At 42.7% G+C, this 20,426-nt stretch carries 12 protein-coding genes and 1 tRNA gene; 12 read left to right on the forward strand and 1 reads right to left on the reverse strand.

Features of this window, described 5'->3' with window-relative positions; genetic code table 11:
- Nucleotides 1–3: 3 nt before the first annotated feature.
- Nucleotides 4–1,071: a DUF1573 domain-containing protein gene (locus AC1EK4_RS10170; RefSeq protein ID WP_480358153.1), complete on the forward strand. Its 1,068-nt coding sequence runs from the start codon at nt 4–6 to the stop codon at nt 1,069–1,071.
- An 11-nt stretch (nt 1,072–1,082) separates the two neighbouring features.
- Nucleotides 1,083–1,952, forward strand: coding sequence for a 4-hydroxy-3-methylbut-2-enyl diphosphate reductase (locus AC1EK4_RS10175; RefSeq protein ID WP_480358155.1), 870 nt, complete (start codon nt 1,083–1,085; stop codon nt 1,950–1,952).
- 121 nt (nt 1,953–2,073) lie between these two features.
- Here AC1EK4_RS10175 and AC1EK4_RS10180 read toward each other — a convergent pair.
- A tRNA-Gln gene (locus tag AC1EK4_RS10180) sits at nt 2,074–2,144 on the reverse strand.
- A 296-nt stretch (nt 2,145–2,440) separates the two neighbouring features.
- Between AC1EK4_RS10180 and AC1EK4_RS10185 the strand changes: the two genes are divergently transcribed.
- From AC1EK4_RS10185 to AC1EK4_RS10230, 10 genes are all read left to right on the forward strand, one after another.
- A complete protein-coding gene (locus AC1EK4_RS10185; protein WP_062432983.1) occupies nt 2,441–3,661 on the forward strand; it encodes a DUF4861 domain-containing protein in 1,221 nt (406 codons plus the stop codon).
- Nucleotides 3,662–3,677: 16 nt separating this feature from the next.
- Entirely contained in the window at nt 3,678–7,661 is a 3,984-nt protein-coding gene (locus AC1EK4_RS10190) for a hybrid sensor histidine kinase/response regulator (protein WP_480358157.1), read from the forward strand.
- Between the two features lie 210 nt (nt 7,662–7,871).
- A complete protein-coding gene (locus AC1EK4_RS10195) occupies nt 7,872–10,889 on the forward strand; it encodes a chondroitinase family polysaccharide lyase (RefSeq protein WP_480358159.1) in 3,018 nt (1,005 codons plus the stop codon).
- Nucleotides 10,890–10,903: 14 nt separating this feature from the next.
- Nucleotides 10,904–12,115, forward strand: coding sequence for a glycoside hydrolase family 88 protein (locus AC1EK4_RS10200; protein WP_480358161.1), 1,212 nt, complete (start codon nt 10,904–10,906; stop codon nt 12,113–12,115).
- 17 nt (nt 12,116–12,132) lie between these two features.
- A complete protein-coding gene (locus AC1EK4_RS10205) occupies nt 12,133–13,944 on the forward strand; it encodes a DUF4955 domain-containing protein (protein WP_480358162.1) in 1,812 nt (603 codons plus the stop codon).
- A 50-nt stretch (nt 13,945–13,994) separates the two neighbouring features.
- Entirely contained in the window at nt 13,995–15,941 is a 1,947-nt protein-coding gene (locus AC1EK4_RS10210; RefSeq protein ID WP_480358164.1) for a heparinase II/III domain-containing protein, read from the forward strand.
- 61 nt (nt 15,942–16,002) lie between these two features.
- Nucleotides 16,003–16,797, forward strand: a complete 795-nt coding sequence (locus AC1EK4_RS10215) for a hypothetical protein (protein WP_156431022.1) — start codon at nt 16,003–16,005, stop codon at nt 16,795–16,797.
- A gap of 18 nt (nt 16,798–16,815) precedes the next feature.
- Nucleotides 16,816–18,201 carry a PTS galactitol transporter subunit IIC gene (locus AC1EK4_RS10220; protein WP_036897322.1) on the forward strand — a complete coding sequence of 462 codons (1,386 nt, stop codon included), beginning with the start codon at nt 16,816–16,818 and terminating at the stop codon, nt 18,199–18,201.
- Between the two features lie 14 nt (nt 18,202–18,215).
- The gene (kduI, locus tag AC1EK4_RS10225; protein WP_036897324.1) at nt 18,216–19,127 is read left to right on the forward strand and encodes a 5-dehydro-4-deoxy-D-glucuronate isomerase; all 912 of its coding nucleotides are present in this window, start codon (nt 18,216–18,218) and stop codon (nt 19,125–19,127) included.
- Between the two features lie 40 nt (nt 19,128–19,167).
- A complete protein-coding gene (locus AC1EK4_RS10230; protein WP_036897328.1) occupies nt 19,168–19,971 on the forward strand; it encodes a gluconate 5-dehydrogenase in 804 nt (267 codons plus the stop codon).
- The last annotated feature ends 455 nt before the right edge of the window (nt 19,972–20,426 follow it).

Here is a 20,426-nt window from a genome sequence, read left to right on the forward strand (position 1 = left end):
CGAATGAATAAAAAAACAATGATAACAGCGTTGTTCATGATAGCCTCTTTAGGTCTTCAGGCACAACAGATTACCGCTGATCGTAATGAGTTGAACATGGGACAGGTGCTCTTTCGTACTCCCTCAACAGTGGAATTCAAACTAAAGAATACAGGAACGACAGAATTACGAATAGAAAAAGTACTGTCGGATTGTGGTTGTACACAAGTAAAATTCCCAATCAACGGCATCGCACCCGGTGCAGCATTCAGTGTAAAAGCTACTTACGATGCCAAGCAACTGGGACATTTCCAAAAACAGATTGGTATCTATGCAGCTGGTGGAACGACTCCTACCATGCTCACTTTAAAGGGTGTCGTGGTGGCACAATTGACCTCTTTTGCCGGAACATATCCCATTGAACTCGGCCAATTGCACACCGACATTGGCGATATAGAGTTCGACGACGTGAATAGAGGGGATACCCCGATTCAGAAGATACATATTTATAATAGCACCGATCGCACGGCTGAGCCGGTCATGATGCATTTACCGAACTATCTGAAAGCCGAGATTGCTCCATCGCGCATTGCTCCGGGACATACTGGAGTGGCTACCGTGACACTCAATTCACGTTTGGTGCGCGATTTAGGACTTAATCAGACAACTATTTACCTAGGCTTTATGCCCGGTGATAAGGTGTCTGAAAACAAAGCAATATCTGTTTCTACAGTGTTATTGCCTGACTTTAACCAACTAAATTCGGTCTTCAAGAAAGGCAATCCAGTCTTCTCAGCCTCTGCCACAACACTTAATTTGGGTAGTTTCCAAGGACGGAAGCGTTTGAAAGGAGTCATCGAAATTGAGAATAAGGGAAAAGCTGTACTCGACATTCGGCAGTTACAAATGTTCACCGCCGGCATAGAAGTGGCGCTGAACAAAACCAAGATTGCTCCCGGAGAGAAGACGAAACTCAAGATTACAGGCGTGGCTGGCCTGTTACGAAAGGTTCGTACCAAACCACGCGTATTGATGATAACCAACGACCCAAAACATTCGAAGGTGATTATCAATATTGATTACAAACTATAGAAAGAAGTTACATGTTACAAATAGAAATAGATAATGGCAGTGGATTCTGTTTTGGAGTCACCACAGCCATCCAAAAAGCCGAAGAAGAGCTGGCTTCCGGCAAGACACTTTACTGTCTTGGCGATATTGTACACAATGGGATGGAAGTGGAACGCTTGCACGAGCGTGGCCTCATTACAATTGATCACGACCAGTTGAGCAACCTTCATGATGTAAAAGTGCTACTCCGTGCCCACGGAGAACCGCCCGAAACCTATGAGATAGCACGGCGTAACAACATCGAAATCATAGATGCTACCTGTCCCGTGGTACTACAATTACAGCGCCGAATCAAGAGACAACACGATAACAACGAAGACAATGCGCAGACTGTTATCTTTGGAAAAAATGGTCATGCCGAAGTTTTGGGACTTGTTGGACAAACCCATGACAAGGCCATTGTGATAGAGAAGTTTGAAGATGTGAAAAAGTTGGACTTCTCACGCGACATCTATCTGTACTCACAAACAACAAAGAGTCTCGACGAATTTCACCGAATCATCGACTACCTACAGACTCACATGCAAGATGGAGCAACCTTTAAGAGCTTCGACACCATCTGCCGGCAGGTGGCCAATCGCATGCCCAACATCGCCACATTTGCCACACGCCACGATGTTATCCTCTTTGTCAGTGGGCGAAAGAGCTCCAACGGCAAAGTATTATTCAAGCAATGCCAGAATATCAATCCCAACAGCCATCAAATAGAACGAGCCGAAGAGATTGAAATGAGTTGGTTTGAAGGTATCAAAACTGTCGGTATATGTGGTGCAACAAGCACACCGAAGTGGCTGATGGAAGAATGTAGGGACTATATTCTACGACACTTAGAAACGAAATAAACACAAAAGAGCGAGATATAGCCTATCAAACTATATCTCGCTCTTTCCTCATTTGTCGATATTATGTATAAAAGAAAAGAGGTTAACTCGTTGTATTGACAACTTGTTAACCTCTTTCTTGTTGGGATACTCGGACTCGAACCAAGAATGACAGGACCAGAATCTGTAGTGTTACCATTACACCATATCCCAATTTATTCGCAACTCAAAAGTCCATTTCCGAATTGCGATGCAAAGGTATGCGTTTTTTTTGAATCCGCAAAATTTTCATTCAACTTTTTCATTCAGTTTGTTTGGGGTAGAGTCAAACGCAGAGTCAACCAGCATCATATTCACCAACGAACTAACATATCGCAAATCTACTCATAGAAGCACTTTGTTAAACAAATACAAAAAAGCTTGTAAAAAAGAGATATTTACGTATTTTTGTAGTTCAAAAAAGCCCTGACACAACTGCAATTCATTTAAAATAGTAAACACAATATATCATGAAAAAACTAAAAATCGCCAGCATCATATCAGCTTTTTACTTGTTACCATTGGCTGGACATGCTCAAAAAGTAACCGTTACCGTCACAAACGAATTACCTACACAACGACAAGAGCTCGTGGAAGTATCTTACGACAGCATCGTCAAGCACATCACTCCCGGACAATACGAGTCTATCATCGTAAAAAATGCATTTGGACAGCAGATAACATACCAAATTACACATGACAGGAAACTCCTTTTTGATGTAGAAATCTTGCCTCTTGGCAAAGCCATATTCACGGTTGAGAAAGGTATTCCCCACCCCATGAAAGCATGGGTATATGGGAAATTCTACCGCGAGCGAGTAGATGACATTACATGGGAAAACGATAGAGGTATCTATCGCGTATACGGACCGGCACTACAAAAGACCGGCGAACGCGCTTTCGGTATTGATGTTTGGACGAAAAATACATCTGAGCTTGTCGTCAAAGACCGCTACACGCAGGCCTTAGACGGTACGACCCGCCAACAAAAACTCCTCAGAGAGGGGAAAAAGGAACAAGCCGAGGCTATCAGATTGGCTACAACGTTCCACTTAGACCAAGGAAACGGTATGGATTGTTACAATGTTGGTCCGACATTAGGATGTGGCACCCCGGCTCTTATGAGCAAAGGCGAACTCATCTTCCCCTATTGTTTCAAAGACTACGATATACTAGACAACGGTCCATTGCGCTTTACACTGGCTCTCACATACGAGACCAAGAAGATCGGTGACAACGACCAAGTGACCGAACATCGCATCATCAGCCTTGACAAGGGCTCCAACTATAATAAGATGACAGTGTGGTACGACGGTCTACAAAAGCCTATGGACATGGCAGCCGGCATTGTAGTGCACTCTACCGACAAACACGACATGATGTTAGGTAAGGACTACCTATTATATGTAGACCCTACGGATGCACCGGAGAAGCATAACTTCCAGATCTATACAGGCATCCTGTTCCCTCAAAGTGCCCAAACAAAGTATCTCCCCAAGACCAATAGCGACAAAGGATATGAAGGCCATGTAGTAGGTATCGTGAAGAAATTGCAGAACAATGCACGTTATACCTACTATTTCGGTAGTGCATGGAGTAACTACGATGTCCGTACACAAACCGAATGGCAACTCAGAAGTGAGGAATATATGGCCGCTTTAAAGAGCCCACTCAAGGTTGTCATTCACTAATTACGCAGTTCACTACATGAAAAGACTCTCTCTCCTATTCCTATCAATACTCCTATTAGCAACATCGCTATCAGCTCAAAACATCACTTTCAAGCATTTGATGCCTGAGAACGGTTTGTCGCAAGTATCTGTAAATAGTGTCTGTGTAGACTCATTGGGCATGATATGGATTGCAACACGCGAGGGATTGAATTACTATAATGGTAAGACCATCACCGTATATCGCAAAAAGAAAGGGGAGCCACATTCGCTTTTTTGTAACACCGTAAGCCGGGTTATATCCGACGGACACAGAAGACTATATCTGCAATGTACCGAAGGACTGGCCATGATGGACATTTCTACCCGACGATTTAAGACCATCAATCACGCACCTGTAAGTGCTATCAAATTCAACAAACAATTATATGTAGGCATAGAGAATACCGTCTATACCTATGATCATGATCTCCAGCATACTATATTTACCGTTCTTCCCGATAATACCACCATCAGCAACATCGGATTCGACGGCCAAGGCAATATGCTGATTGGCACAAAAAACAGAGGGGTATACCGCAGAACAAAGCGTGGAAAGCTAGAACACATCATCCAAAGGGGAAGTATCATTGATATTTATACCGACAAAGAACGTGAGACGTGGATTGGTAGTTGGGCCGACGGCATGTATCGGATAAGCGCTGACGGGCGCATCAGAAATATAAGAGCAGAAGACCATACCGGCTTGCAGAGCAATTTTGTACGTACATTCTGCCAAGATAACTTAGGATATGTATGGATTGGTACATTCAGGGGACTACAGCGATTTGATAAAGGCAATGGTACTTTCCTACTCTATAATGCCGATGACAAGGCCGGGAGCCTGACAAATGCTTCTATTTGGAGTATAGCCAAAGACTCACAAGGTACACTATGGATGGGTACATACTTCGGTGGAGTGAACTATTTCAACCCGGAATATGAAATATACAACTACTTCAGAGAGGGCAAAAGCCCTGCTGACGGACTAAGTAGTCCTATCGTAGGAAGTATGACAGAAGATGACCAAAACCACATATGGATATGTACGGAAGGTGGCGGTCTTAACATGTACGATCGAAATACCGGAAAGATAAAATGGTTCTCGCTACCTTCTACCCCCAATAACATTGCACATAATAACCTCAAATCCATATACTACGACAGAAAAAGACAATGCCTGTGGACAGGAACACACTTGGGCGGTCTTAACAGAATGGACTTGAATTCAGGCAAAATAACCAACTATAGTCGCCGAGAGGGTGACTCTCACTCCCTACCCTCTAACATCGTAAGAGACATCGTGCCCTATGGCAACAAGCTGATACTCGCCACACAGAATGGAGTTTGCCTCTTTACGCCGGAGACTGGCAAGTGTACACCACTGCTGAAACGAAATAAATTCAGTAAGCATATATCGGTTATACCGTGTATTACCATTGATAAGAAGCAGCAACTTTGGATAGGAACAGAACGAGACGGTGTGTTCTGCTATGACATGAGGAAGCAAATGTTGTATTGGTATCGACACAATGAGCATAATCAACATTCGCTCAGTAGCAACAACATCAATAAAATCTACACCGACCGACAGGGAAACGTGTGGATATGCACATCAGGTACAGGTATAGACAGATACATTGCGCAGACCAACAACTTTGAAAATTATGATTCTAATAAGAACGGATTGGCAAGTGATTGTGTCTATTCCATCTGCGAATCGTCGGTATCCACCAACAAGATGTTGGTCATTACCAATCAAGGTTACTCCGAACTCAATCTCAAAGAAAAACATTTCCAAAACTTCGGAAGAGATAACGGATTCCCCTTATCGGCCGTCAATGAGCGTGCACTCTATGTAAGTAGAGACGGCCAAGTATTCTTGGGTGGTGTCAATGGAATGCTATTCTTCAACGAGAAACTGTTGCACAATATTTCAAAAAAATACAATATAGAATTTGGCAAACTCTTCGTCAATGGCAAAGAGGTGAGCCCTCAAGACGAAACAGGATTGTTAGAGCATGCATTGGAATACACTTCTAAACTTATACTGAAGAATAATGTGAAAATGTTCGCTATCGAGATAGCCAATTCAAACCACATAGAAGACAACCGTGCACGGCTAGTCTATCAGCTAGAAGGTTACTCTAAGACATGGAATGAACTGCATGAGGGACAATCGGTAGTAAGCTTCACCAACTTGAATCCGGGCAGCTATACCTTAATCTGTAAATCGTCGAGACCGGAGATACAAGCGGCAAAACTTGAGATTCGTATTCTACCGCCATGGTATAAGACATGGTGGGCCTATTTGGCATATTCATTTATTCTCTTTTTTATCATCTGGTATCTCACCAGCAACTATCTAGAACGTGTCAAGCTATACGCCTCTTTGAAGTACGAACGTAAACGAGCGTCGGACATAGAAGAGATGAATCAGTCAAAACTGCGATTCTTTACGAACATCTCACACGAGATACGAAACCCGCTTACGGTCATTATCGGGTTGTCGGAAAGTATGCTTGGTATGGACACGTTCAGTCCTAGAGTGTATTCAAAACTCCTCAGCATACACAAAAGTAGCATGCAACTAAGAGACTTTATCACGGAATTGCTCGACTTCAGAAAGCAGGAACAAGGCAAGATGGTGATACATCCCGTGGAATTGGACTTAACCTCACTTATTTACGAGACCTTCCTCATCTATCGGGAATATGGCGTAGCCAAGGGTATCGAAGTGAAATTGCAATGCGATGCGGAACATATTATTGCTAAGCTCGACTTGCTACAAATGAAAAAAGTAATCAACAATCTGTTGGCCAACGCCATCAAGCACACTCCACAAGGCGGAGAGGTGTCGATAGCACTATCTGCCAACGAAACAACTTTCACCCTATCTGTGAATAATCCGGGCAATCCTATTCCTACCGAACAAATAGAAAAGATATTCGACCGTTTCTATCAGGTAGAACAATTGGAATTATCATCACGCGAACTAGGCACCGGTATCGGACTGGCACTTGTCAAAGGTATCGTAGAATTGCATCAAGGAAAGATACATGTAACAAGTGACAAAGCCAACGGTACCTCTTTTATCATAGAAATTCCAAAAGGAGAGGTTACCGGACAACAGCAATTAATGGTTCAGACACTCCCTGTAGAGACCACCATGATAGCCGATAAGGAAGTAGAGCAAATCGTAGAAAAGCCCGAAGAGACTGCCACTATCCTTATTGTTGAAGACAACGAAACTCTCCTCACAATGCTTCTAGACTTATTCCGTCCTTATTATAAAGTGGTGACGGCACAAGATGGCGAACAAGGATTAGTCGCAGTCAAAGAGACGATGCCTGATATTGTATTGACAGATTTGGTCATGCCCAAAATGCTGGGTACCGAACTTTGTCGCTCTATCAAGCGTAATCCGGAGATATGCCATATCCCTGTGGTGCTGTTAACGGCTCGTACATCTGTCGACAACCAAGTAGAGAGCCTCAAGATAGGCGCCGATGACTATATCACCAAACCTTTCGTAGCTAGTATCTTATTGGCGCGATGCAATAATCTCATCAATAATCGTAGAATGTTACAGCAACGCTTCTCTAAATCAGCAGAACAACAGCCCGATATGCTAGCCACCAACGAAATAGATAAGCAGCTATTAGAGCGTGCACTCAAGTTGATAGAGGAAAACTACACCGATCCAAGTTTCAATGTAGACAAATTTGCACGCGAGATTGGTATGTCGAGAACAGCCTTATTCAACAAGTGGAAAAGCCTTACCTCAGACACTCCGATGAGTTTCATACAGTCTTACCGCCTGAAGAAAGCCGCCAACATGTTGAAGACAAGATCCAACCTTTCCATTGCAGAAGTAAGCGATAAAAACGGCTTTTCATCTGCTCGTTATTTCTGTAAATGCTTCAAAGACTTCTACCACATTATGCCTTCGAAGTATAGAACAGAAGATACTGATAATTAGGCAATTGTATTAATTTTGAGTCTTTTTGTACTTTTTCGTCACAGATATTTTTTGATACGCGCGAATAAAGAAGTAAATTTGCGATAACCATAATAACTTCACGCATAGATTCTAGCCAATATATAGGCTATGTCTTAAAAATATTAAAACCTAATACGAGGATTGATAACCTACCACTATCAAATAATCGTATCAAAATATCATTCTGTAATGATTCGGAGTCTAATTATCTTGTTGGCATTCATTATCAATTCCACCCCGTCTATGGCAAAGGATGTGGAGGTGAGACAATTATTGTCGTTTGAGAACAAGAAAGACTTAAGTGATATTCAAACCTCAAAATCAAAGGTCGAAATTTCATCTAACCACTTCAAGCATGGTGCTAACTCCATGCACTGGAAGTTTAAAGCGAATGGTGTACTGAGCCTCTCAAAGAATATCGAGTTTCAACCTAAGGACGTAACCGGCAAAGACACCTACCTCTCGGCATTCATTGTATGGGTTTATAATGAGAAACCACAGAATACACTGATTCGCTTTTCATTTCTGAAAGAAGGTAAGTCATGTTGTTCTTTTCCTATGAACATCAATTTTAAGGGATGGCGTGGTGTATGGGTATGCTACGAACGCGATATGGAAGGAACTCCTCAAATAGGGATGAACGAACTACGTGTAGAAGCTCCAAAGACTGCCGGCGACTTATATTTCGATCACATGATATTGGCAACCAAGGTAGATGCTCGTCAGCAAACTGCCGACATACAAGTACCTTTTGTCAATAAGGATACGAAAAACCATTGGTTACAGATATACAATAACTCTCTCAAAAAGCCTCAAACATCATTTTCAACACTCACCTCATCGCAAGTGAATGACATTAGAATGATGGAAAAACGTTTCTTGGATATTATCTACAGTCCCGGAAAACTATCTTCCAAGTCTATGGAGCATATGCGGAAACAATATGAGAAATACCACATTGAACGCAGAAACGGTCATATAGTAGGTACACCTATCTACTTTGTACGCCACTCGGAAGCCTACGAGCGCTTGCTCCCCCAATGGGATAAAAACCTATTCATCAAAGCCGGAGTAGAAATGGGAAACTATTTCAAGTTGATGAATCAGATTGCAACAGCTTACCATCATGCCACTTCAGCAGAACAAAAAGACGAATTAAAAGGCATGTTCCTCAATATGTACGACCATATTACTGACCAAGGAGTTGTGTATGGTAGTTGTTGGGGAAACATCCATCATTATGGTTACAGCCTACGACAAATGTTCCCGGCCTATTATCTCATGAGAGGTGTACTCAGAGAAAGTGGCCGTTCGCATGAAGCCGAGCAAACTTTGCTATGGTATGCACAGACCAATTCGCTCTATGACATACCTACAGCCCCCGGTTCGGACATGGATACATTTAATACAGAAGCCATTGGTTGCATGGCAAGCATACTGATGATGGAAGACTGTCCGGAGAAAGTAGGGCGTCTACAGGCCTTCAGTAGTTGGTTGAGCAATGGTTGTCTGCCGGCAGACGGATTAAGAGATGCGTTTAAAGTAGATGGCAGTGCCTATCATCACTGCCACCATTATCCCGCATACGCTATCGGTGGATTGAGTGGAATTACTCAAATGGCCTACATATTGAAACAAACCTCGTTCAAAATGGGGGCAGAAGCACATCGCACCGTACGCCAAGCCCTACTGGCCATGCGATTCTATTGCAATAAGCGTCACTTTCCTTTAACCATGTCTGGTCGCCATCCTGACGGATTGGGAGAGTTGATTCCGGAACACTATGCCCTTATGGCAATGGTTGGAAATCCTGAGAACGACGAAAAAATAGACACGACTATGGCTGCTGCCTATCTGAGATTAACTCAGCCAAAAAAATCATATTTAGAAAAGCAAATATGGAAAACACTTCAAGCTAAAGGCTTCAAAGCAGAACAAGCTCCACAAGGCAACTGGTCGATGCCATACGCTTGTGCTTCCATCCATCGCAGAGGAGAATGGGCGGCTGTAGCTGTAGGCCATTCAAGATACCTTTGGGCAGCCGAACATTACAACAAAGAGAATCTTTATGGACGCTATTTGGCGCATGGAAGCCTACAACTATTGACAAGTAAAGAAGGCGATGTGACTCCAACAACAAGTGGTTGGCAAGAAGCGGGATTCGACTGGGCGCATATTCCCGGAACTACGACTACTATCTTACCACTAGACTTATTGAAAGCCAAAATATACAATGTAGATAGATTCTCAGGCTTAGAAGAGATGTTACTATCCGACCAAAGCTTCGCAGGCGGACTCTCACAACAAGGGCGAAATGGTAACTTTGGGATGATACTACATGAGAATGAGAAGTATAATGGTACATTGTGGGCTCATAAATCTTTCCACTTTATTGACGGAATGATAGTCTGTGTAGGGTCAAATATCAAGAATAAGGTTGCGGAATATCCAACAGAGACCACTATATTTCAGCAAGTCGCAACTACAGCTGCCCAACATGACTATTGGAATCAAGTCTCTACAGCAGGCCATACTTATCTTGATGCTTTGTCAACAGGCTACTATTGTCCCAACAGTGTAAGCCTACGAAAGAATTTTCCACAGCTATCACGCACAGAAGATACAGACGAGGAGACGAAAGGCGACTGGGTATCACTCGTTATTGAGCATGGCATGGCACCACAGAATGCACAATACCAATATGTGATATTGCCAAACACGACACCCCAAAAGCTAGAGACCTTTGCCAAAGCGCCCACTTATGAGATGCTGAAGCAAGATAGTATTGCCCATATTGTTCGTTCTAAAGCACAGCATACAGACTCATATGTCATTTGGAAAGCGACTACTACCCCACTTCCGGGAGACTTGGTTCGCAGTGTTGACACCCCATGTTTGCTCATGACCAACACTCAAAAGCCTAGTCAACTGACCCTTACCATCGCACAACCCGACTTGGCTTTATATCGTGGCAAGAGCGATGAGCAATATGATGAACATGGAAAATGGATAGAACGTAGTGTCTATTCGCGTTCATGGCCAAAAAACAAAAGCCAAATAGTGCCTGTAACACTAACCATCAATGGAAAATGGGCACTTCAAAAACCTTTGAACAAAGTTAAAACAACGATACAGCAAAACACTACAACGATTCTTATTGAAACGCAAGATGGTGCAAGCTATGATTTAGAATTCATCAAACAATAAATAGTTAATCAACCATGCAAAAATTACTATCACTTGGACTAACAGTCTTCTTTTCCCTCTCTGTCTTCTCAGGAGAGGCAAATAACACGTGGATTAAAAAAGACATTCTATTTGCCGACAAGCAATATGGACTCATGGTAGACAACATTTCAAAGGTTCAACCACTCGCTCTACCAAAGACATATAATTACTCTAAGCAGCAAGTCGTGTATATTCCTACCGACGATTGGTGCTCCGGATTCCCAGCAGGATGTATGTGGTATCTGTACAATCTTACCAACAAAACAAGTTGGAAGAACCACGCAGAACAGTATACACTCATCCTTGACTCCATCAAATATCTGACATGGCACCACGATGTGGGCTTCATGATCGGGTCAAGTTATCTCAATGGCTATCGCCTCGGAGGCCATAAGGAATATAAAGATGTCATAGTACAAACAGCAAAGTCGCTTTGTACTAGATTCAGACCTAAAGCCGGCGTCATTCAATCATGGAATACAGACCGCGGATGGCAGTCACAACGCGGTTGGAAATGCCCTGTCATCATCGACAACATGATGAATTTGGAACTCCTATTCGAAGCTACCAAACTATCTGGAGACTCTACTTTTTGGAATATTGCCGTATCTCACGCCAATACAACATTGAAAAATCACTTCCGTAAGAATGCGAGTTGCTACCATGTCGTTGACTATGATGATGCTACGGGAAAGGTGCGTCGTCGTGTAACCGCACAAGGATATGCCGACGAATCAGCATGGGCTCGCGGACAGGCATGGGCCATTTATGGTTTCACCGTTTGCTATCGATACACCAAAGACAGTCGTTATCTCGACTTAGCAGAGCGTACACTCAACTTCGTTCTGCACGATAAGCACATGCCGAAAGACTTGATTCCATACTGGGATTATAATGCTCCGGAGATTCCTAACGAACCGAGAGATGTCTCTGCAGCCGCTTGTATAGCTTCAGCTCTTTACGAGATGGAGCAATATGCACCTAACAAAGGGTATGCTAAGATTGCCGATAAGATGATGAAAAGCCTTTCTACACCGGCTTATCGCTCTGCCATAGGAGCAAATGGATGCTTCTTACTGATGCATTCTGTTGGTAGTATACCTCATAACAACGAAATCGATGTGCCTTTGAACTATGCTGATTACTACTTCTTGGAAGCATTAAGCAGAAAAGTAGAAGCTACAAGCAATAACATGAAGCATTAACTTATAATCTATTCAATATGCATTACCATTCATTGAAACACCATATATCTATCTTTATCGGATTAGGGCTGTCGCTTAGTGCTTATGCACAAGACGACAATCACTATTGGACTGAATTCAAAGCCAATCCTACAAGTAGTGCTATCTTGGACTATTCTTATGCTGGCTATAAACGTGGAGAGAAAGTTCCTCCTACAATTGCAGAACTCAAAGCCCAAGGATATACAGAATATGACGTCACCAAAGAGGGATTAATACCCGATGATGGGAAGTCGGATCGCACAGCTTTTGAAGCACTTATCAAGAAACTTGGGAAAAAAAATCTAGCTAAAGTTATCATCTACTTTCCTAAAGGACATTATATACTGCATGATAAAGATGATAACTTTAAGAAAGTTGGTAAGATGCATTCCAAACCTATTATAATAAATATGGGCGGTTTTGTTATCCGAGGAGATGGTAAGGATCAAACTTTCATTGAGATGAAAGATCCAAATTTACCTGAAAACGAAAAAGTCATGTATAGTTCTAAAATGATGTTGCAGGTAAAAAACAATGGTAAAAAAGATAATGACATTATTAAATACGGTGATGTTATAGCTGATTCAAAGAAAGGGTCACATTCGATTACTCTAGACGATGTAAGTCAAATAAAGCCTAATCAATGGGTCTGGCTCAAACTTGTGAATAATAATGATGATGTCATTGATGAGGAATTACATCCCTGCCAGCGTGAGCCTTCAATGAAAAACCTTATCGATATAGGTGTTCAAGTAAATGAATACCATGTTGTTGAATCTGTCAACGGCAATGTTGTAACGTTCAAAGAACCCATTATGCACGAGGTAAAAGAAAATTGGGGATGGATATTACAAGAATATCCACATTATGAAGAAGTGGGTATTGAGGATCTTACATTCATTGGACATGCTCGTGATAAGTTTAAACATCATGGCTCTTGGGAGGACGATGGAGCCTATAAACCCCTTAATTTGATGCGCTTGACAGATTCTTGGGTAAGACGAGTTAGATTTGAGAGTGTCAGCGAAGCACTCACTTTTGAACAATGTGCCAATACAAGTGCTTACGAGATTGAGATTTCCGGTAATCGTGGACACTCTGCGGTACGCGCACAAAACAGTACACGTGCATTCATAGGAAACGTATATGACCACTCTGATGGTTATTATGTAGAGCAAGATTATCAGACGCATTACGATGGTTTAGGTCAATATCATGCATGCGGCGTATCTAAACAAAGCATTGGATGTGTAATTTGGAACTGCGATTGGGGTAAAGATGCTTGCTTTGAAAGCCATGCCACACAGCCTCGCGCTACCCTTATTGATGTATGTAAAGGTGGATTTATGCCTAGAAGAATGGGAGGAGATAAGACCCAATTGCCTAATCACTTAGACGATTTAGTGATTTGGAACTTTGAATCAAAGGAAACTCAGACCAAGGATTTTGGTACCTTTAATTGGTGGAACTATGGTAAAACATGGGTAAAAGTAATGCCGCCAATGGTCGTTGGATTCCATGGACATCTTATCACCTTTGCTGAAGACCAAATGAAATGTAACGAAAGCTATGGCACAGCTGTCAATCCTCGCTCGCTATACTTAGCTCAATTGGAGCGCCGTCTAGGTAAAGACAACGTATGGATGAAGCAAATCACCACTGGTATAGAGACACCTCAAATATTCAGACCAACCGAAGAGTTGAATAAAGGTATCTACACACTGAAGGGAGAAAAACTGAATGTAGATGCCAAACAACTACCACAGGGTATCTATATCATCAATGGAAAGAAGACCTTAATTCACTAATAATCGTGTAGCATTACATAAATACATGATTCTAACAATCAAGAACTGACATGAAAAATATTATTAAATATTCGCTTCTTACCTTGATGCTACTCTGTAGTATATCAAGCAAAGCTTATACAGAAAGGAATTTGCTAGAGCGTCAAATCTCTAAAGAAGCATTGAAAGAAGCACTTGTAATGAACCAAAAGTGGGTTCCTTATCCAACTTATAGTGATAGAGCAGGATGGGATAAACTCTTCGGTGCATCCAAAGAGGCTGCCATCAAGCGCGGCAAACGCTATCTCAATTATGAATGGCGAGTTATAAAGGCAACCGATTACCTAGAATACAGCAAGACAGGCAACCGTAGCGCTATGCAAGAACCAAACACTAGCAATAACTCTGCTATCTCCGCTTTGATGATAGCAGAACTTGCTGAGGGCAAGGGTCGCTTCATACCCCAACTCATCAATGGTGTATACTTCACCTGCGAACGGGCTTCGTGGGTACTTTCAGCCCATTTGAGCAGTCTACAAAAGTCACATTCTCCTCTTCCATCCATCGATGAAGAAATTATAGACCTTGGTAGTGGCGAGGTAGGAGCCATGATGTCGTGGATTTATCACTTCTTCCACAGCGAGTTTGATAAGGTGGATAAGACGATAGCCCCACGCTTGAAGTATGAGATTATACAACGCCAATTGCTTCCATTCATCCACAATAACGACTTATGGTGGATGGCTCGTAATTATAAGAAAGGAAGCCTACTCAACAATTGGACCCCTTGGTGCAACTTCAATGTGCTCCAAAGCTACATGTTAATAGAAAACGACCGTGACAAACTGGCCAATGCTGTATACTTAACAATAGAGTCTGTAGACAAATTCCTCAACTATATCAAACAAGACGGAGCCTGTGAAGAAGGCCCATCTTATTGGGGGCATGCTTCCGGAAAGTTCTTTGATTACATCGAACTACTCCGTATGAGTACCGGTGGAAAGCTAGATGTGACGCACGAACCAATGGTGCGTAACATGGGCGAGTATATCGTTCGAAGCTACGTAGGTAATGATTATGTCGTCAACTTTGCCGATGCATCAGCCAAAGCCGACTTAGCTTACATTCCAACAGCCTTCCGCTATGGTAAAGGTGTAGGCAGCCAGCTCATGGAAAAGTTCGCAGCTTACCTTGATAAGAAGAGCACAAAGACCGAAGAACAAGGTCGCTACCTTTCTTCAGGCACCGATGTTTACCGCATGTTGGCTACACTTTCCATCAAGGAAGAGTTGAAAGCTACTGAGGGAACACTCAACCATCCAGCCTATACGTGGTATCCCGAAACCGAATTTTGCTACCTAACAAACAAGAACAAGATGTTCCTTGCCATGAAAGGTGGCTTTAACAACGAGAGTCATAACCACAATGATGTAGGTACATTCTCTTTCTATATCAACTCTACTCCAATTTTTATTGATGCCGGAGTGGGTACCTATACCAAACAGACTTTCAGTAGCGAGCGCTACAATATTTGGACTATGCAGAGCAACTACCATAATCTCCCGTTGATTAATGGTGTTCCTCAACATAATGGCACTCAATACAAAGCAACAAACACAGTCTTCAATGCCAAACAAATGCAGTTCAATATAGATATTGCTAAAGCTTATCCAGCTACAGCAGGCGTTAAAACTTGGAACCGCACGTATAAACTTCTGAAGGATAAAGTAATCATCACCGATGCTTTTGAGCTGTCAAATGCAACCGTAGCTAATGAAATCAACTTCATGACATGGGGACAGGTAAACATTTCTAAAGCCGGTATCGTAAGTGTTTCTGTCAAAGGACAAAAGGCTTTTCTGCATTATGATGCCAATATTTTCAGCCCATCAATAGAGACCGTTACCCTTACCGACAAGCGACTCTCTAATGTTTGGGGCAACGAAATATTTAGAGTGACACTCAAAGCAAAAACGGTTATGAATAAAGGAAAATATAATTTCACCATTACTCAATAATAAATCATACCTTATTGATACAATGAATGACAATTATACAAATCTTTAATATATCTATCTTATGAAAAAAATCTACCTGTTAACACTAACATTGTTATCCATCTGTATGGCCAGCATGGCTCAACAGAAATGGGATTTTCTCACATTATCAGCAAATGATGAAGCGAACCTCACTGCAGATTGGTCATTTTCCGATCCCTATTATTATAACACAAGCACTAGTGGAAAGGGCATATACGTAGGCCGCTATTCAAAAAAGGGTAAAGACTATAGTCCATACTTCAATGTAGCAGATTCTGCAGCCAAATATTCTAGCACTGTCGAAGCTAACGGTGTAGAACTCGAAATGACTAAAGGATTGAAATTTGGATTTGCAAATGAGGGTAGTAGACGCTTCCAAGGAAATAATAACAAAGCTTTCCGTATTTACAAAGGGAAAAAAGGCTACGGCATTTACCCACAAATGCCAGGTGCATTCTTCGTTATTCCAAACGTCGCAGTGGGCGATACTGTCATCGTCGTAAGCCGTCCCGGTGGTAAAGATGGTCGTGGACTAACATCAGAAAACCTTACGATTTTAAGTGGTTTTGAATCTACTATAGAACCTAATAATGTCCTCAACAAGGGTGTTTCCAAAGTTAATGGTAACGTTTTAATTGGCTCTATAGGAAAGACCAGTATTTTGTTGAGCGTTGAAGTCAAGAAACCTACAACCGACATCAGCCAATTACGCACTTCCGTAATTGGTCGACCGGAAAATATCTACAATCTAAATGGACAGTTTGTTGGAACAGATTTAAATAAACTTCCTCAAGGTGTATATATACAATACGGCAAGAAAGTCATTAAAAAATAATTATTAAGTATCATCAATATGATTCTCGAACAAATTTCCAGCTACATCATCAGCCTTGGCGCAAGCGTCATGATGCCTATTCTTTTCACGATTATAGGCATCTGTATCGGTTTGCGTCCGGGAAAATCTCTACAATCCGGCCTCTATGTGGGAGTCGGATTTGTTGGTCTTGGTATCGTTACCGGACTGCTCACCAGTAATTTCGACGTTCCATTGAAATCGATTGCCAGTATCTACAACCTCCAGTTAGGTGTCTTCGATATGGGTTGGCCGGCAGCAGCCAGCGTGGCTTACAACACCGCAGTGGGAGCTCTCGTCATCCCTGTATGCCTAGGCGTTAATCTCTTAATGCTACTCACTAAGACCACCCGTACCGTTAATATCGACCTTTGGAACTATTGGCACTTTGCATTTATTGGTGCTGTGGTCTACTTTGTCATGGGCGAGAGCTTGTTGTGGGGCTACTTTGCCGCCATCATCTGCTATATCATCACCATGGTTATGGCAGATTTGACAGCCAATAACTTCCAAAAGTATTATGGCAATCTCGATGGTATCTCCATCCCACAACCTTTCTGTCAGAGTTTTGTACCCTTTGCATTGGTTATCAACAAACTCTTAGACAAGATACCGGGATTCAGCCGCCTCGACATTGATGCCGAGGGATTGAAGAAGAAGTTTGGTGTGTTGGGAGAACCACTTGTACTCGGAGTCATCGTCGGAGTACTCATCGGCTACCTCGCACAATCCGATGTAAAAGGCATCCTCACACTAGGTATCATCATGGGAGCGGTAATGGAGTTGATTCCACGCATCACTCGCTTGTTCATAGATGGTCTCTTACCTATCTCTGAGAAAACCAAAACGCTCGTAGAAAAGAAGTTCAACGGCAGACAAGTAAATATCGGTATGAGTCCGGCATTGGTCATCGGACATCCCACAACCCTCGTTGTAAGCTTGCTCCTCATCCCTACCGTACTCTTCCTCGCAGTCATTTTACCCGGCAATCAATTCCTTCCCTTGGCGTCATTAGCCGGTATGTTCTACTTATTCCCAATGGTTCTACCTATTACTAAAGGTAATGTTGTCAAAACATTCATCATTGGTTTGGTGGCACTCACCGTCGGTCTATACTTCGTTACCGACATGGCACCCGACTTCACCATCGCAGCCAATGCCGTATATGCTGCCACACAAGATGCCGCAGCCAAAATTCCAGAAGGCTTTGCAGGCGGTGCTCTCGACTTCGCTTCTTCGCTATTTGGCTGGTGTATCTACAAACTTACATGCCATACAGCCTATATCGGGGCAGCAATATTAGTTATTATTGCTGTCGTTTTGATGTTTATCAACAGACGTAGAATCCTACAAGAAGAGAAAGAATCAGTCAGTAAATCCAATTAATCAATTATAAAATTATGAAGAAAACATTCCTATTACTCTCGTTCGCTTTCATGGCTATCACCCTGATGGCGCAAAATAGCTATACCCACTATGAGGTAAGATATGCCAATCATCCAGAAGATGCCAAGCATTATGATACTCAACGCCTACGCAAGGAGTTCCTTATACAAAAGGTTTTTGCTCCCGGCGAGGTGAACTGGGTGTACTCTATGTACGACAGATTCCTTATTGGTGGAGCTGAGCCCACTGCTACTCCACTGAAACTAGAATCTATCGCCCCACTCCGCACGCAACACTTCCTCGACAATCGCGAAATGGGTATCATCAATATTGGTGGCGAAGGTACCGTCACAGTCGACGGAAAGGCCTATCAGCTAGGCTTCAAAGAGGCACTATATATCGGTCGTGGCGCTCAAGAAATAACCCTCACTTCTAAGAATGCAGCCTCTCCGGCTAAGTTCTATATCAACAGTGCACCTGCCCACACAGCTTATCCCGTGCGTAAAGTGACGTTGAAAGAAGCCAAGATTATCAAAGCCGGTTCTTTGGCCGGTTCAAACGACCGTGTCATCAATCAATTAATTATCGACGGTGTAGCCGGAGTTCGCACCTGCCAGTTGCAGATGGGACTCACAGAATTGAAGACCGGATCAGTTTGGAACACCATGCCTGCCCACACACACTTGCGCCGTATGGAGACCTACTTGTATTTCCAAGTACCTCAAGACCAAATGATTTGCCATCTCATGGGTGAACCACAGGAAACACGTCCTATGTGGCTGAGCAACGAACAGGCCGTTATTTCTCCGCAATGGAGTATCCACTGTGCTGCCGGAACAAGTAATTACAGCTTCATCTGGGGTATGGCTGGTGAGAATCTTGACTATGGCGACATGCAGGTAATCAAGACGAACGACCTGAAATAAATGTTTTATCAGAATTTGAAACCTAACAATCAATCGTTATATGGACACATTTTCAAAAAACTTCTCCCTTGAGGGGAAAGTAGCTTTGATTACAGGAGCAGCCTACGGAATAGGATTTGCCATTGCTGAAGCATATTATAAGGCAGGAGCTAAGATCGCTTTCAACTGCCGCAGTCAAGAACATCTAGACCGTGCATTGGCCGATTATGCAGCCAAAGGCATCGAAGTAAAAGGATATATCGCCGACGTGACCGACGAAAAGCAGGTACGTGAACTCGTAGCAAACGTTGAACATGAGCTAGGAACCATCGATATATTGGTCAACAATGCCGGTATCATCAAGCGCATCCCTATGGAAGAGATGTCGGTAGAAGACTTCCGACAAGTGGTAGACATCGATCTCAATGCTCCATTCATCGTGAGTAAAGCCGTCATTCCGGGCATGAAGAAGAAAGGTGCAGGCAAGATTATCAATATTTGTTCAATGATGAGCGAGCTTGGACGAGAGACCGTATCGGCTTACGCAGCTGCCAAAGGCGGATTAAAGATGCTTACCCGCAATATCTGTTCGGAGTTCGGAGAGCACAATATCCAATGCAACGGTATCGGTCCGGGCTATATCGCCACCCAACAGACAGCACCTTTGCGCGAACGCCAAGCTGATGGAAGCCGTCATCCTTTTGATAGTTTTATCATCAGTAAGACTCCGGCTGCACGCTGGGGAACTCCCGAAGACCTCATGGGTCCCGCTGTCTTCCTTGCATCCAACGCCAGCGACTTCGTCAATGGACACATTTTGTATGTAGACGGTGGCATCCTCGCTTACATCGGTAAGCAACCATAAAATTGTCATCAACGTTTTTTTAAGATTAGGTATACAATTGAGAGGGCTGATTCTATGTGATATAGAGTCAGCCCTTATTATTTTCCGGTCTCCTAAGACAATGGTATCAAAAAGCCCGATTGCCATCTAATATCTCTTTTCCTCGCTTTTTCCTGTTGGCTATACACTCCGCCTCAACCATCGACTCATCATCATGTATCAAGAATACGATTTGCTTGTGAATCCGACATGTGTATCCCTACAATCAAGATCTGTCCGAAGGACAACCCATACATAGCCGGTGGTTAAAGCGATAGCATAAACCTCCGGAAAAAGGACAAAATACATGTCTGAGTCTGAAAGACTCCCCATATCAAGATGATACCATATATTAAATATTATTGCTGTCTGGTAAAACTTAAATAGCCTATAAATCCTTGCGGAATTGCCTTTATACAGGTAATTCCGCATTCTTT

Source organism: Prevotella sp. C0026C3 (assembly GCF_056590795.1).

Excerpts from the sequence above, each read along its gene's own strand:
- AC1EK4_RS10175 (WP_480358155.1), top strand. The coding sequence starts at position 1,083 with ATGTTACAAATAGAAATAGATAATGGCAGTGGATTCTGTTTTGGAGTC.
- AC1EK4_RS10220 (WP_036897322.1), top strand. The coding sequence starts at position 16,816 with ATGATTCTCGAACAAATTTCCAGCTACATCATCAGCCTTGGCGCAAGC.
- AC1EK4_RS10230 (WP_036897328.1), top strand. The coding sequence starts at position 19,168 with ATGGACACATTTTCAAAAAACTTCTCCCTTGAGGGGAAAGTAGCTTTG.
- AC1EK4_RS10190 (WP_480358157.1), top strand. The coding sequence starts at position 3,678 with ATGAAAAGACTCTCTCTCCTATTCCTATCAATACTCCTATTAGCAACA.
- AC1EK4_RS10205 (WP_480358162.1), top strand. The coding sequence starts at position 12,133 with ATGCATTACCATTCATTGAAACACCATATATCTATCTTTATCGGATTA.
- AC1EK4_RS10200 (WP_480358161.1), top strand. The coding sequence starts at position 10,904 with ATGCAAAAATTACTATCACTTGGACTAACAGTCTTCTTTTCCCTCTCT.
- AC1EK4_RS10170 (WP_480358153.1), top strand. The coding sequence starts at position 4 with ATGAATAAAAAAACAATGATAACAGCGTTGTTCATGATAGCCTCTTTA.
- AC1EK4_RS10195 (WP_480358159.1), top strand. The coding sequence starts at position 7,872 with ATGATTCGGAGTCTAATTATCTTGTTGGCATTCATTATCAATTCCACC.
- kduI (WP_036897324.1), top strand. The coding sequence starts at position 18,216 with ATGAAGAAAACATTCCTATTACTCTCGTTCGCTTTCATGGCTATCACC.
- AC1EK4_RS10185 (WP_062432983.1), top strand. The coding sequence starts at position 2,441 with ATGAAAAAACTAAAAATCGCCAGCATCATATCAGCTTTTTACTTGTTA.
- AC1EK4_RS10215 (WP_156431022.1), top strand. The coding sequence starts at position 16,003 with ATGAAAAAAATCTACCTGTTAACACTAACATTGTTATCCATCTGTATG.
- AC1EK4_RS10210 (WP_480358164.1), top strand. The coding sequence starts at position 13,995 with ATGAAAAATATTATTAAATATTCGCTTCTTACCTTGATGCTACTCTGT.